Source organism: Klebsiella sp. JB_Kp042, assembly GCF_040065275.1.
GTDB lineage: Bacteria > Pseudomonadota > Gammaproteobacteria > Enterobacterales > Enterobacteriaceae > Klebsiella > Klebsiella quasipneumoniae.
On the sequence record NZ_JBEAJL010000041.1, the window covers coordinates 1 to 13,498 of the forward strand.

The following is a 13,498-nucleotide window of genomic DNA, read 5'->3' on the forward strand; positions in this document are numbered from 1 at the left end:
ACACAACCCGCTACGGGGGAGACTTACCCGAAATCTGATTTATTCAACAAAGCCCTGGTTTATTATATCCCCCGGCTTCTGGAAGCATCTGAATCTATCAATGTTGCCGCCTACGAACGATGGTATGACTTCTATATACGGAAAAAAGGAGAGGGTGTACTGAATGAGGCTGAAATTGAATTTTTGTCTTTTATAGTGAAAATCATTAACTGGAACTTGTCCATACATAACCTTCCCACCTTCGATAGCAAGCAGGCCTTTCGGGATTGGTTTTTGCTAAATGATCCTAACAAGTCGCTATAGATCAATCTGTTTCTGCCCCGGGTTAAACCTGGCCTCCTGTACCGCTGGATGTGTGCTGTTTGGTTAAGATTCTTTTGATGCCAGCCGGGCGTATAGGGGTCCGCTTGGAAAACGGAAATTATCCCACGCTAAGACTATATTTTGTACAGCAGTGGAGAAGGATGAGAGACCAGCAGTTCATTAACAGGGACTCCTTTTTGCTTAAGCGGCTCAATGGTTCTTTCTATATAAACCGTATTCCAGAGTGTTATCGCCGCCGTATGTAGTGTCAGCGCCGGTGGCGTGGTAACGCTGATCCTCCCACCCCCAGATCCCTGATTTCATTCAGCCGGTGCATGAAGGATGCTCGCCCAAGGGCCTCACCCTTATTCAGCCCCGCCTGTATGCATCGGCCTAAGCCTTTATCGCAAAATCAGTCCAGCATAAACAGCGTCCGATCTCTGCAGAAAATCGCCCTCTGCGCTACGAGTTTGAACGCATTTACTCTGTTTATAGGTAACATTCGCTCCACGATATAATGATATCGGCAACGTATTCAGCATCCTGAGCATGAGTCAGAAGGTGATCCGCCTTACCCAACGAAATGAAACTCTTGGGATGCTTTGCTGCTTTGAATATTTTTTCGGCCTGCTCAATTAACACAGTATCATCTTCAGTCGCATGAAAAATAAGCAGAGGCTTGTTCATGGCGAACACCTTATGAGCGATTTTGTGTTCCTGAATATTGTCCAGCATCTGTTTCTTTAAGGTAAATACCCGCCCGGCCAGCTCAACGGGATAGGCTCCATGCTGGTTAATGTTTTCAACATCATCCTTAAAAAGACGTTTTACGTGTGTCAGTTCTCCGGGTGATCCTATGGTGACAACGGCCTTTGCCTCAGGAACTTCGCCGGCAATAGACAGAATGGCCGATCCCCCCAGGCTATGGCCAATGAGCAAAGAAGGCGCTTCGTACTGTCGGCGGAGATAATCTACCGCGCAAAGCAGGTCCGAAATATTGGATGAGAAGTTGGTGTTGGAAAAATCCCCTTCGCTGTTTCCCAGACCAGTAAAATCAAACCGGAGAACGGCGATAGCATTCTCTGTCAGTTTCCGCGCAATACGCGCCGCGCCTTTGAGGTCTTTGCCACACGTAAAACAATGAGCTAACAGCGCAAACGCTTTAGGATTTTCAGGAAGTTCAAGCAATCCGGCCAGTTCTTCACCAGCCGCATTTTTGAACGTAAATTTTAGTTTTTTCATAGGATATTCCAGGTCTTAAACTGATTTCATATGTTTGATCGCAGGGAAAAATAATCTTCTGCTCTGCATCTGGCATTACGCGTTTTCCTTCCTCTACTGGGGATGTGAAACAGAATTCATTCCGAATGCCTGTCCTCACCTTCCAGTTTGAAAGCTGATTATTGCTTCCTGTTCGGTGATCACTTACGCTATGCTACCAACTAGATGGTAGTTTACAAGAATTTTATGAGGTCTCACTGAATGGCCAATTGCGCGCTCATTCTTAAAATATCCCTGGCAATGCTGGCGTTTGCTGCAAACTCTATTCTGTGCCGTCTGGCCCTGCAGGGAGGCCACATTGATCCCCTTTCATTCAGCAGCCTCAGGCTGGCCAGTGGTGCACTCGTCCTGTCACCTTTCTTGTTTTATCACGCAAAAACTACATTATCGCTGTGGCGTCCGCTGAGCGGATTTTACCTCATGGTGTACGCAGTGCTCTTCTCTGTCGCCTATATCCATCTCGATACCGGGGCAGGTGCGCTGTTACTTTTTGGTGCCGTACAGTTTGCGATGGTGATCCACGGATTATTTAAAGGGGAATCACTCTCCGTTATGCGGGCTTGCGGTTTAGTTATTGCTCTGGCAGGAATTGCTGCCCTGCTGTTACCCGGGGCGAAGGCACCGCCGCTTTACAGTGCACTTATGATGATCGTTGCCGGATTAGCCTGGGCCGCCTATTCCGTCAGGGGGAGGGCGGGCCAGGCGGCCGGGGCTTCAACGGCGGCAAATTTTGTACTCGCCACGCCGATGGCTCTCGCTCTTTCGTTGCTGTTTATGAAGCAGGGTCACTATGATGCTGCGGGCATTGCTTTGTCATTGCTGTCCGGTGCCGCCGCCTCAGCCGGTGCATATGTATTGTGGTATACCCTTTTACCCTCTCTCGGCTCTATCACCGCCAGTACCCTTCAGCTCAGCGTTCCCTGTCTGGCAATGCTAGGGGGTGTGGTATTCCTGGATGAATCACTGACGGTCAGAACGATATTTTCTGCCCTGGCGGTGCTGACTGGCATTGTGATGGTGACACGCGAGAAATCCCCCCGTCAGTCGATGACAAAGGCGAGAGAACCTTAATAACGCAATTAATTCATGCAGTTGTGATGATTCTCTTATGTTAATCACACGAGCCAGTTTTCCCGCTCCGGCATCAGACTGACAGTAATACTGAGGTCGACGTTTCTGACTATACCTAAGGCAGGTTTATGAAATGAAATATGATTTTGATGAGTACGTAAGCAGAGAGAAAACAGACAGTCTCACCGTGGACGGCTGGCGGGAATACCTGTTTTCGGGACAGTCCGAATTTGCAATGCGGTATCCGGCAGAAGGGCTAATCAACCTCTGGGTTGCTGACATGGCTTTTGCCACACCAGAGCCGATTCTTCAGGCCATCAGAGACCGTCTGGATAGAAAAATACTCGGCTACACTAAAATCTACGACGAAGAATACTATGAGATCTTTGGCAGCTGGTGTGAGCGACAATATGGTCGCCGTTTCAAAACGGAAGACATTGTGCTGTCTCCGGGCATTATTCCCGCGCTGAACCGTCTCGTCCCGCTTCTGACCGACATGGATGACAGTATTCTTATTATGACGCCTTCATATGGCCCGTTTAAAAAGGCGGGTGAATACAGTCAGCGTCGCGTGGTGTACTCGGCGTTAAAAAAATCAGCAGGCGGCTGGGAACCTGACTGGGAAGACTTTGCACGCAAAGCCAGTCAGGCCGATTTACGTGTGAAAATTCTTTTCCTGTGTAATCCGCATAACCCGACCGGACGAGTCTGGCGGCCTGATGAACTTAAGCGGATTATTGAAATTTGCCTGGCCAATGACATCTGGGTGATATCTGACGAAATTCACTGCGACCTGTCCCGAAGCGGTATCGGTCATACACCGGCCGCCTCTCTTTTCCCTGATTCTACACGCATTATTACCTGCATGTCCTCGAGTAAAACATTCAATCTGGCCGGGAATTTGTTGGCAAATATTATTATTCCGGATCCCGGTGTCAGAAGCGAGTGGCGTCTCAGACACGACGAGTTCATCTCTCCACTGAGCCTGGCAGCAAACAAAGCGGCGTGGAGTGAATGTGATGACTGGCTTGTCCATCTGAGGGAATATATTGACGGCAATTTCCAGTACCTGCACGACTATCTCAAAAGCTATTTACCCGAAACCAGGTTCTCGATCCCCGAAGGGACATATCTGGCCTGGATAGATATTAGCCGCTACCTGCCCGACACCGCAGGTGAGGATTTATCGCTGTATTTTGCCCGGGAGTCAGGGGTCCTTCTTGAAGGGGGCTTGCTGTTTGTCGACAATGGGGACGGATATATCCGGTTAAATCTGGCCTGCCCACGGAGTATGCTGACAGCAGGGATGAAAAGAATTTCACAGGTACTGCGGATACCGGCTCCTCATCGTGTATAACCCCTTTCTCTCTGGCCGTTTTGTCCTGTCAGGATGTCGTCAGAACCCGGCATAACACCCTGTGCCGGGAACACAAAAGGCACGGATGAACAGGTCGTGAATATTCTTAGTGAAGCCTGCTGATGACATGTCTGGCGACAAAAAAATGCCGCCCTTAAGGGGCGGCTTATGCCAGCGTCACGGGGTTATCGTCTGACCGCCATGATGCCCGCATCGACATCCCAGATAGCGCCCGTCACCCATGAGGTTTTGTCAGACAACAGGAAGAGAATAGTGTTTGCCACATCTTCGGCAGTTCCGACGCGTCCCAGCGGGTGGAAATCGTTCAGCGACTTCATAGCATCTGCGATATCCGCTTTGTCCATGAAGCCTTCGTATATCGGCGTATGAACAATCCCGGGAGACACCGCGTTGACACGAATACCCGCGCTGGCCAGCTCAATCGCCAGATTACGCGTCAGGGCATGCAGACCCGCTTTTGCCATTGAATAGGCCGAGGCCGGCGAGTCACCCAGTGCAGCCTGAGCACCAATCGAACCGACGTTGACGATAGACCCTTCGAGCTTCGCGGCGAGCATGTTCTTCACGACATCCTGTGTAATAAAGAACGTGGCTCGGTTCAGCGAAAGATACATGTCATAATCGGCAAAGCTGTGCTCGGTAAATCCTTTGGGCATGAAGATACCGGCGGCATTCACCATCAGGCTGATATCGCGATGGTGAGCATTAATTTCCTGACGGATAGTTTCCATACCTTCTTCGGTCATCAGGTTCGCCGCGATGACCGCAACCGGTCCCAGAGGGCTCAGTTCTTTTTGCACCGCTTCGGCTTTGTCTTTTTTATTCCCGGTCAGCACGACACTGCCGCCCGCTTCCAGTACCATGCGTGCCACGGCCAGGCCCATGCCGCTGGTACCGCCGACGACGAGCAGTTTTTTACCTTTGAAAAAAGTGTTCATTTTCTGACTCCATTACTGGTGGGTAAGACGTTGCCGGCAGCGTGAAACTGCCGGCGGTTGACGGATTAAATACTGCAGCCATCCGTTCCGCAGGTCTGACCCGCAGTGGCTGAAAATTCGGTTTGCTGTTCATCCCAGACCTGACGCAGGGCATTCAAAAAGTTATCTGCTGCCTGAGCCCCGCTGATGGCATATTTTTCGTTCATCACAAAAACCGGAACGCCGCTGAGGCCAATAGACTGTGCGTGGGCTTCATCGTCGGAAACGGTGGCGCGAAAATCGTCATTTTCCAGGGCGGCTTCAGCGTCAGCTTTCGGCATACCGGCTTCTACGGCCATGGCAACGAGCTGCTGACGGTCAAAGAGAGAGCGACCTTCGGTGATACTGCCATGATAAAAACGTTCTTCCACCGCGTCCGCAATTCCGGCCTTACGCGCGGCAACCAGCAGGGTGTGTGCATCTTCTGTATCACCAAACATCATGCCGTCGAAGTTGTAGATCAGACCTTCAGATTTACCGGCGGTGCCCACCTGATTCATCATCAGCTCCGCTGAATGCTGACTGCCCAGCTTTTTAACGATGGCATCCTTAAAAGGCATCGCGGGAGTACCACCGGCCAGACGGTAGCTGTGATGGCGGATCACCACCTGGTCGCGAAATTCAAAGCGATTCAGACCCTGTTCAAATCTTTTTTTAGCAATCCAGCACCACGGGCAGACCAAATCTGACCAGATATCGATGGTAAGGGTGGGTTTCAGCGTTTGCATAATGATTCCTCAAAGACGTTGGGCGGTCGGATCTCACTTATCAGAGAACCGCGACCGTATGGGATTTATTGCGCCTGCCAGACCGGGTAATCGGTATAGCCTTTTTCCGGGGAACCACTGACGCCGTAGTAGGTGGCGCGGTCACTTTCTGCCAGTGGCCAGCCGTTTTGCATTCTTTCAACCAGATCCGGGTTAGCGATGTAGGGCACACCAAATGCCACCAGATCCAGCTCATCATCTTCCAGAGCCTGCTCTGCGATATCACGGGTAAAACCGCCGGCAGCGATGATGGTGCCTTTAAACGTGTTGCGAAAACGGCGGCGGAAGCCTTCCGGAAGTGGCGCTTTGGTGTACACCGGCTGATAGTAAAGGTGTACGTAGGCCAGTTCCCGCTGACCGAGCGCGTCGGTGATGGCTGACCAGGTTTGCTCTTCACCTTCATACGGCGCGAGGTCATAAATGCGGCCGAACGGTGACAGGCGCACGGCAACGTGGCTGTTACCCACGGCTTCCGCCACGGCGTCAATGGTCTCCAGCAGGAAACGCTGACGATTTTCCACCGAGCCGCCGTATTCGTCGGTGCGGGTGTTCAGTTCGCTACTGAGGAACTGGTCAAAGATGAATCCGTTTGCCGCCATGATTTCCACGCCGTCAAAGCCGGCTTCCATCGCCAGGCGTGCGGAGTGCACGAAGTCTGCAGTGATGCGTTTAACTTCATGCGTTTCCAGCGCGCGTGGCTGGCTTGGTACAACCGGGCCCGGTTCTCCGGATTCGGTCAGCGCAAAAACGGTGGTATTGACCGCCTGAACGGTGCCCGCTGAAACCGGCGCTATGTGGCCTGGCTGAAGAGAGACGTGAGACATACGGCCGACGTGCCAGAGCTGCGCGAAAATACGGCCACCTTTGGCGTGAACCGCTTGTGTCACCTTACGCCAGCCCTGGACGTGTTCGTCGTTGTAGATACCAGGGGTATAAAGGTAACCCCGGCCTTCTTCTGAAACCGGCATCCCTTCGGTGATGAGCAGGCCAGCAGAAGCACGCTGTGCATAGTACAAAGCCACGACCTCATCCGGCACGTCATTCATGGTGCGGGTGCGGGTCATCGGTGCCATGACTACACGGTTTTTTAACGCCAGGCCAGACAGATTGTAGGGGGTGAAAAGCTTACTCATCGTATACCTCACAAAAAACAAAAAGGAGTATCCCGGCAGGGATTTGCACAGCCCGGCAGTATCATCGACTGGACGTCGCGCACTGGAGTTGCATAAACATCTGATGGGTGGCAATATACCAACCATCTAGTAGGTAGGTCAATGGGTGTGTCGTATTTTTTTGTCATAACGCAGCCATTTCTGAATTGTCACTCATTTTGCGAGGTCATCACCATGCGTACATTAACAGCTTATAACGAAGATAATTTCCGCCAGATAGAGCAGTACAAAGGAATATCGGTGGTACGTTTCTCTGCACCCTGGTGTCCGCCCTGTCAGGCCAGCGAAGAAATGTTCAGTCAGTTTGCAGACCGGCTCGATAGAGATATTCAGGTGGGGAAAGTCAATGTAGATCAGGCGCCGGTGCTGACAACCAAATACGAGATCTGGGGGCTGCCGTCTGTGCTGATATTTCATGAAGGGCAATTAGTTAAACGCATACCGGGTGTGAAACCTGCATCGGTATATGCTCAGGCTATTGCGGACATAAAAAAAGGGCAGTAATGCCCTTTTAACGTGGAATTTATTAATGCTTAACCGCGTGCCTGACCGACGGCATCCAGAGTGCGGGCTGAATAAATGACCGCCGCGCCAGCGTTGAGGTTAATCGCCACGCCCAGCGCTTCAGCAATTTCAGCGTCGGTTGCACCGGCTTTCACAGCGGCGTCGGCGTGAAAAGCAATACAGCCGTCGCAGCGGGTTGTGACTGCGCACGCCAGGGCAATGAGTTCACGCACTTTTGCGCCCAAAAGGTCAGTTTTGTTACCTGCGTTGCCCAGGGCAACCACGCCTTTCATGGTCTCGGGGGTCAGTTTGCCCAACTCGCCTAAACGTTGCATTAACTCTGAGCGATAGTTGTTCCAGTCCAGCATAGTGTCATTCTCCTGAATAAGGGGTATTAAGAAGCAGTTTTATATACTTAAGGCTGTTGGCGAAGACTTCGGGTCTGGCCGTTGCATGCGCCACTACGCTTGAGCCTTCACAGACATTAATGATCATCAAAGCAATATCTGATGGTTCGGCATGGGATGAAAACTCACCTGACTCCATGCCCGCCCTGACGACTTTTGTGAGCCACTCGATTTGCATATCGAAATAAAGTGATGTCTGTACAGTAATTGCCTGAGGCAGATTGGCGGTCTCTGCTGACAACGCACAACACAGTGGCAGTAGCGAAGCTTTATGGCTTTGCGCGAAGATATCGATGTAAGCCGCAATTCTTCTCTCCGCGCTTTTCTCAGTCGCCTCTATCTGCTCAAATACGCGTTGTGTATCAGAGAACGCCTGTATTACCACCTGCTCACCCAGAATATCTTTGGTCGGGAAATGGTGATGAATACTGGCCTTGGTGATACCCACTATTTTTGATAAATCAGCATAGCTGAATGCTGAATACCCTTTTTCGCGCATCAGGTGTTCTGCTTCGCTGAGCAGCCGTTCCCGTGTCATGGTTGTCATAATTACTCCATATAATCTACTAGTTGATAGATTATATTGTTGCTATTTTTCCGTAGCAAGTTGTATCACTGACTCAGTATCGTGCAGAGCTGAACGTCACTGCCATCCTGCATTCTGAATGGCAGCATTACATCTCTGACATCACGCCAGGCGTGTAATCATTTCAACCGGATTAGCCAGAGTATCGTGGATTGGCGAATTCTTTTGCATTTCGCTGACCAGCGCTTCTAACTCCTCGCGACTGGCGGTCTTGCTCGTAAGGTGAACATCGACGCGAATAGATTTCGCACCTTTACGCACGTTGCTGTCCAGCCCAAGGAAGCCGTTGAGGTTGATATCGAAATTAAGATCCAGCTCGATACCGTCCAGGTCGATCCCTTTTTCAGCAGCCATCATGGTAAGGGTGGCGGTATAACAGCCAGCCAGCGCCTGCATGATGTATTCAGTCGGGCTCATGCCGGTATCGGTGCCGAGTAAACCTGCGGGTTCATCACCGATATTAGAAAATTTCCCCACACGGCTGGTATCGATAACGCCGTTCTGGATTGTGGCGCCGGTCTCTGTGCGAACGGTTAATCCGCCGCTGGAACGGGCTTTCATCTGGAAAGTCAGGTTACCCAGGCCAGGCTGGCTGCGAACTGCTTCACGGGTATTGTGGATCGCAGCTGCGTCTGCAGAAGGTTTAACGGTAGTAGACATAATGGCTCCTGTAATTTCTTGATAAAAGGTATAGCTGGTGTAATCAGTACCAACCATCTAGTTGGTAGATTAATATCGCGAACCTCTTTTGTCTACTCTTTTATAAAAAATAGGGGGAAAAGAACCCAGCAGGCTGTTTTATTTCATAATAACCATTTGATTTTTTTATAATCTTCCCAGCCGCTCACTCTTGCAGCAATCCAGCCTTTACCCGAAGGATAGTCTGGCGGGTGGTATTAAATTCCCGGGCAATAGCACTGATACTGATGCCAGCATTTAGGCGCTCTGTCACTGTTTGCTTTTGTTCCTCGCTCAGGATGGGGGGGCGACCGAAGCGTTTTCCAGCCGCTTTTGCCCTCGCAATACCTGAATACGTTCGCTCAAGCAGCAAATCCCGCTCAAACTCCGCTACAGCAGAAATTACCTGCATAGTCATTTTTCCGGCCGGACTGGTCAAGTCAACGCCTCCGAGTGCGAGACAATGAACGCGAATATCTAAAGCCGCCAGTTGCTCTACTGTTTTTCGGATATCCATCGCATTACGACCCAGACGGTCAAGTTTGGTGACAATCAGTACATCCCCATTTTCCATGCGATCTAGCAACCGGATAAATCCGGGGCGTTCGCTGGCAGCAACCGAGCCACTGATATGCTCCTCAATAAGTCGTTGGGATCTGATGGCAAAACCCGCCGCTTCAATTTCACGACGCTGGTTTTCTGTGGTCTGTTCCAGAGTTGAGACCCTGCAGTAGGCAAAAACACGTGACATGGGAAACTTTCCGTACGAAATGGATGTCCGAATTATAACGTGTGTCCGAAATTAATTTCACTAAGTTTCGGACATGTGCTGTAAGTGGTGTACGAAACCGACCGGTTTCGGTCACAGCGAACAAATAACAGATGAAAACTATACGCGAGGGAGGCATTTATGCCACGGCGACAGATACTGAGCAGCGAAGAGCAGGAACGCTTACTGGTTATACCAGATGATGAAATTATTCTGACCCGAATGTGTTTTCTGAACGAACCGGATATTGCGCTCATTAATAAGCACCGAAGGCCAGCGAATCGCCTGGGCTTTGCTGTATTACTCTGTTATCTGCGTGGACCTGGATTTATTCCGGACAAAAGCAGTGCTCCTCACAATGGCGTTGTATCCAGGGTTGCTTCCCGACTGAAACTTCAGCCTGATTTATGGCCGGAATATGCATCCAGAGAGCAAACCCGCTGGGAACATCTGACCGAACTTTATCGCTACCTGGAACTATCCCCGTTCAGCCGGTCAATGCAAAAAGACTGTATCCGTCATCTGCACCCCTATGCCATGCGAACTGACAAAGGATTTATGCTGGCGGAAGAAATGCTCAGCTGGCTACATAACAATAATGTTATTTTCCCTTCTGTTGAAGTGATCGAACGGACGCTTGCCGAAGTCGTCACGCTCGCTAACAGATCGGTATTTTCGACACTTACCGCGCAACTGGAAAAGCAGCATAAATCAGCACTCGACAGCCTGCTCATATCAGAGGGTGAACAACCTTCCCGTCTGGCATGGCTGCTACAGCCTCCGGGTAAAATAAACGGTAAAAATGTGCTGCAACATATCGACCGGCTTAATTCCATCGCTGCGCTGGGGTTGCCTGATGGTATTGCACTTTCCGTTCACCAGAACAGGTTGCTTAAACTGGCGCGTGAGGGCCGGAAAATGAGCAGCAGGGACCTGGCAAAATTCACCGATGTCAGACGTTACGCTACGCTGGTTTGTATAATAACAGAGGCCAGGGCCACCCTGACTGACGAAGTGATTGATCTGCACTAGCGTATCCTGGGTAGTCTGTTCAGCAGGGCAAAACGCACGCAGGCCGAACGGCTCCAGCAAACGGGAAAGCTTATTCAGAGCAAGCTGAAGCAGTACGTTACCGTCGGGCAGGCGTTACTTAACGCCAGAGAATCCGGGGAAGATCCCTGGACTGCAATAGAAGATGTCCTTCCCTGGCAGGAATTCATCAACAGCGTGGAAGAAACGCGGTTTCTTTCCCGTAAGGGCAATTTCGACGCGCTTCATCTGATCACCGAAAAATACAGTACGTTGCGTAAATATGCCCCGCGTATGCTGTCAGCATTGCAGTTCATGGCGACACCTGCGGCGCAGGCGCTCAGCGATGCGCTGGACACCATAACGGAAATGTACCGTAAACAACTTCGTAAAGTGCCGCCATCAGCGCCAACAGGGTTTATCCCTGAAAGCTGGCGAAAACTGGTGCTCACGCCTTCAGGCATCGACCGCAAGTACTACGAGTTTTGCGTACTGAATGAACTCAAGGGTGCATTACGTTCCGGTGATATCTGGGTAAAAGGATCGCGCCGCTACAAAAATTTTGATGATTATCTCATCCCGACTGCTGAGTTTGAGAAATCCCGACATAATGACCAGTTACAGTTGGCCGTTCAGACCGATAGCCAGGCATACCTTCAGGCCCGTATGACTCTTCTTGCATCTCGGCTGGAAGAAGTTAACGCGATGGCGCTTGCCGGTGATTTGCCCGATGTAGATATCTCAGATAAAGGCGTAAAAATCACTCCACTGGAGAACAGCGTTCCTTCAGGTGTTTCGCCCTTTGCAGATTTGGTCTATGGCATGCTTCCCCATCCGAAAATTACGGAGATACTGGAAGAAGTTGATAGCTGGACGGGATTTACGCGTCACTTCGCGCACCTCAAAATAATAACGTCAGACCAAAAGACGGAAAACTGTTGCTGACCACCATTCTGGCTGACGGCATCAACCTTGGGCTGACAAAAATGGCGGAATCCTGCCCTGGGGCCACAAGATCGTCACTCGAAGGTATTCAGGCATGGTACATCAGGGATGAAACTTATTCAGCGGCACTGGCCGAGCTGGTCAACGCACAGAAAGAGCGGCCTCTGGCCGCATTCTGGGGCGACGGGACAACATCGTCGTCAGACGGGCAGAACTTTCGGGTAGGCAGTCACGGACGTTATGCCGGTCAGGTCAATCTTAAATATGGTCAGGAGCCGGGCGTGCAGATTTATACGCATATCTCAGACCAATACAGCCCGTTCTACGCCAAAGTGATCAGCCGGGTGCGCGACTCAACCCACGTGCTTGATGGCCTGCTGTACCATGAAAGCGATCTGGAAATTACCGAGCATTACACCGATACCGCAGGCTTCACTGAACATGTTTTCGCCCTGATGCACCTGCTGGGATTCGCTTTTGCGCCAAGGATCCGTGATCTTCATGACAAGCGGCTGTTTATTCATGGAAAGGCCGAGCGCTATCCGGGGCTTCAGTCTGTCATATCAACAACCTGCCTGAATATCAAAGACATTGAGTCGCACTGGGATGAGGTATTGCGCCTGGCAACCTCGATTAAGCAGGGGACAGTCACCGCATCACTGATGATGAAAAAGTTAGCCAGTTACCCAAAACAGAATGGACTTGCCAAAGCGCTGAGAGAGATTGGCCGCATCGAACGGACACTATTTATTCTGGACTGGTTCCGTGATCCCGGTCTGCGCCGACGCGTGCAGGCGGGGCTGAATAAGGGTGAGGCCCGTAATGCCCTTGCGCGAGCGGTCTTTTTGCACCGTCTGGGTGAAATAAGGGATCGTGGGCTGGAGAATCAGAGTTATCGCGCCAGCGGGCTGACATTACTGACAGCAGCGATCACGTTGTGGAACACGGTATATATAGAAAGAGCTATTGAGTCACTAAAACGAAAGGGTATCCCGATAAATGAGCAACTGGTCTCTCATCTTTCTCCCCTGGGCTGGGAACATATCAATCTGAGTGGAGATTACGTCTGGCGTAATAATCTTAAGCTGGGATCCGGAAAATACCGCTCATTACGTACAGTCGATACCGCTTTGTACAAAAAACAGTCTTAGCGTGGGATAATTTCCGTTTTCCAAGCGGACCCCGTATATCACGCTGCAGCAGGTCACGGCGATTTTAATGTCGACTGTAGTCGCTGGTAGTGTCAAAGCTGGCATGTTAACGGGGTCGGTAGAGGGGAATCATTCTCAACGCTGGCGGGTAAACGGATCCGCTACCGGTGCTCATCCTCAACGCTGGCGGGCAAACAGGGCCACTGCCGGTGCTCCTCCTCAACGCTGGCGGGTAAACGTGACCGCTGATGGTAGCTATCCTCAACGCTGGCGGGTAAGCGTGGCCGCTGATGGTGGCTATCCTCAACGCTGGCGGGTAAACGTGGCCGCTGCCGGTGCTCATCCTCAACGCTGGCGGGCAAACGGGGGCGCTGACGGTGCTTATCCTCAACGCTGGCGGGTAAGCGGGGCTGCTGACGGTGCTCATCCTCAACGCTGGCGGGTAAGCGGGGCCGCTGCAGGTGCTCATCCTCAACGCTG

General features: G+C 51.1%; 12 protein-coding genes and 3 pseudogenes. 5 read left to right on the forward strand and 10 right to left on the reverse strand.

What is annotated here, in order from left to right; all coding sequences use genetic code 11:
- A pseudogene (locus ABLV54_RS12195) lies at positions 1 to 303 on the forward strand (hypothetical protein); the annotation flags it as partial.
- A 149-nt stretch (positions 304 to 452) separates the two neighbouring features.
- Here ABLV54_RS12195 and ABLV54_RS12200 read toward each other — a convergent pair.
- Both ABLV54_RS12200 and ABLV54_RS12205 read right to left on the reverse strand, forming a co-directional pair.
- Positions 453 to 742 (reverse strand): annotated as a pseudogene (locus ABLV54_RS12200) (Tn3 family transposase); the annotation flags it as partial.
- Positions 743 to 792: 50 nt separating this feature from the next.
- On the reverse strand, positions 793 to 1,545 hold the full coding sequence (locus ABLV54_RS12205; protein ID WP_004729622.1) for an alpha/beta hydrolase: 753 nt from the start codon (positions 1,543 to 1,545) through the stop codon (positions 793 to 795).
- 240 nt (positions 1,546 to 1,785) lie between these two features.
- Here ABLV54_RS12205 and ABLV54_RS12210 point away from each other — a divergent pair, with 240 nt between their 5' ends.
- Positions 1,786 to 2,655, forward strand: coding sequence for a DMT family transporter (locus tag ABLV54_RS12210; protein WP_001567390.1), 870 nt, complete (start codon positions 1,786 to 1,788; stop codon positions 2,653 to 2,655).
- 133 nt (positions 2,656 to 2,788) lie between these two features.
- Positions 2,789 to 4,012: an aminotransferase class I/II-fold pyridoxal phosphate-dependent enzyme gene (locus ABLV54_RS12215; protein WP_348814162.1), complete on the forward strand. Its 1,224-nt coding sequence runs from the start codon at positions 2,789 to 2,791 to the stop codon at positions 4,010 to 4,012.
- 185 nt (positions 4,013 to 4,197) lie between these two features.
- Here ABLV54_RS12215 and ABLV54_RS12220 read toward each other — a convergent pair whose 3' ends face one another.
- The 3 genes from ABLV54_RS12220 to ABLV54_RS12230 all read right to left on the reverse strand — a co-directional run bounded on the left by ABLV54_RS12220 (position 4,198) and on the right by ABLV54_RS12230 (position 6,910).
- Entirely contained in the window at positions 4,198 to 4,971 is a 774-nt protein-coding gene (locus ABLV54_RS12220) for an SDR family oxidoreductase (protein ID WP_004729618.1), read from the reverse strand.
- Between the two features lie 65 nt (positions 4,972 to 5,036).
- Positions 5,037 to 5,738 (reverse strand): DsbA family oxidoreductase, encoded by a 702-nt coding sequence (locus ABLV54_RS12225; protein WP_001194072.1) that lies wholly within the window; start codon positions 5,736 to 5,738, stop codon positions 5,037 to 5,039.
- 65 nt (positions 5,739 to 5,803) lie between these two features.
- Positions 5,804 to 6,910: an alkene reductase gene (locus ABLV54_RS12230; protein ID WP_006687059.1), complete on the reverse strand. Its 1,107-nt coding sequence runs from the start codon at positions 6,908 to 6,910 to the stop codon at positions 5,804 to 5,806.
- Positions 6,911 to 7,123: 213 nt separating this feature from the next.
- On the opposite strand from ABLV54_RS12230, the gene ABLV54_RS12235 reads away from it, so the two are divergent.
- Positions 7,124 to 7,453, forward strand: a complete 330-nt coding sequence (locus ABLV54_RS12235; protein ID WP_002431133.1) for a thioredoxin family protein — start codon at positions 7,124 to 7,126, stop codon at positions 7,451 to 7,453.
- A 29-nt stretch (positions 7,454 to 7,482) separates the two neighbouring features.
- On the opposite strand, the gene ABLV54_RS12240 is transcribed toward ABLV54_RS12235, so the two are convergent.
- The 4 genes from ABLV54_RS12240 to ABLV54_RS12255 all read right to left on the reverse strand — a co-directional run bounded on the left by ABLV54_RS12240 (position 7,483) and on the right by ABLV54_RS12255 (position 9,875).
- Positions 7,483 to 7,821 (reverse strand): carboxymuconolactone decarboxylase family protein, encoded by a 339-nt coding sequence (locus ABLV54_RS12240; protein WP_000888080.1) that lies wholly within the window; start codon positions 7,819 to 7,821, stop codon positions 7,483 to 7,485.
- A gap of 4 nt (positions 7,822 to 7,825) precedes the next feature.
- Positions 7,826 to 8,407, reverse strand: coding sequence for a TetR/AcrR family transcriptional regulator (locus tag ABLV54_RS12245; protein ID WP_121560238.1), 582 nt, complete (start codon positions 8,405 to 8,407; stop codon positions 7,826 to 7,828).
- Between the two features lie 141 nt (positions 8,408 to 8,548).
- Positions 8,549 to 9,106 carry an OsmC family protein gene (locus ABLV54_RS12250; protein ID WP_000108589.1) on the reverse strand — a complete coding sequence of 186 codons (558 nt, stop codon included), beginning with the start codon at positions 9,104 to 9,106 and terminating at the stop codon, positions 8,549 to 8,551.
- 184 nt (positions 9,107 to 9,290) lie between these two features.
- Positions 9,291 to 9,875, reverse strand: a complete 585-nt coding sequence (locus ABLV54_RS12255; protein ID WP_012695450.1) for a recombinase family protein — start codon at positions 9,873 to 9,875, stop codon at positions 9,291 to 9,293.
- A gap of 159 nt (positions 9,876 to 10,034) precedes the next feature.
- Here ABLV54_RS12255 and ABLV54_RS12260 point away from each other — a divergent pair.
- Positions 10,035 to 13,018 (forward strand): annotated as a pseudogene (locus ABLV54_RS12260) (Tn3 family transposase).
- Between the two features lie 161 nt (positions 13,019 to 13,179).
- On the opposite strand, the gene ABLV54_RS12265 reads toward ABLV54_RS12260, so the two are convergent.
- On the reverse strand, positions 13,180 to 13,498 hold a 319-nt coding region (locus ABLV54_RS12265), incomplete at its 5' end, for a hypothetical protein (RefSeq protein ID WP_348814163.1).

What these genes read in the sequence shown, in the direction of transcription:
- ABLV54_RS12205 (WP_004729622.1), bottom strand. Translation starts at nt 1,545, where the DNA reads ATGAAAAAACTAAAATTTACGTTCAAAAATGCGGCTGGTGAAGAACTG.
- ABLV54_RS12210 (WP_001567390.1), top strand. Translation starts at nt 1,786, where the DNA reads ATGGCCAATTGCGCGCTCATTCTTAAAATATCCCTGGCAATGCTGGCG.
- ABLV54_RS12215 (WP_348814162.1), top strand. Translation starts at nt 2,789, where the DNA reads ATGAAATATGATTTTGATGAGTACGTAAGCAGAGAGAAAACAGACAGT.
- ABLV54_RS12220 (WP_004729618.1), bottom strand. Translation starts at nt 4,971, where the DNA reads ATGAACACTTTTTTCAAAGGTAAAAAACTGCTCGTCGTCGGCGGTACC.
- ABLV54_RS12225 (WP_001194072.1), bottom strand. Translation starts at nt 5,738, where the DNA reads ATGCAAACGCTGAAACCCACCCTTACCATCGATATCTGGTCAGATTTG.
- ABLV54_RS12230 (WP_006687059.1), bottom strand. Translation starts at nt 6,910, where the DNA reads ATGAGTAAGCTTTTCACCCCCTACAATCTGTCTGGCCTGGCGTTAAAA.
- ABLV54_RS12235 (WP_002431133.1), top strand. Translation starts at nt 7,124, where the DNA reads ATGCGTACATTAACAGCTTATAACGAAGATAATTTCCGCCAGATAGAG.
- ABLV54_RS12240 (WP_000888080.1), bottom strand. Translation starts at nt 7,821, where the DNA reads ATGCTGGACTGGAACAACTATCGCTCAGAGTTAATGCAACGTTTAGGC.
- ABLV54_RS12245 (WP_121560238.1), bottom strand. Translation starts at nt 8,407, where the DNA reads ATGACAACCATGACACGGGAACGGCTGCTCAGCGAAGCAGAACACCTG.
- ABLV54_RS12250 (WP_000108589.1), bottom strand. Translation starts at nt 9,106, where the DNA reads ATGTCTACTACCGTTAAACCTTCTGCAGACGCAGCTGCGATCCACAAT.
- ABLV54_RS12255 (WP_012695450.1), bottom strand. Translation starts at nt 9,875, where the DNA reads ATGTCACGTGTTTTTGCCTACTGCAGGGTCTCAACTCTGGAACAGACC.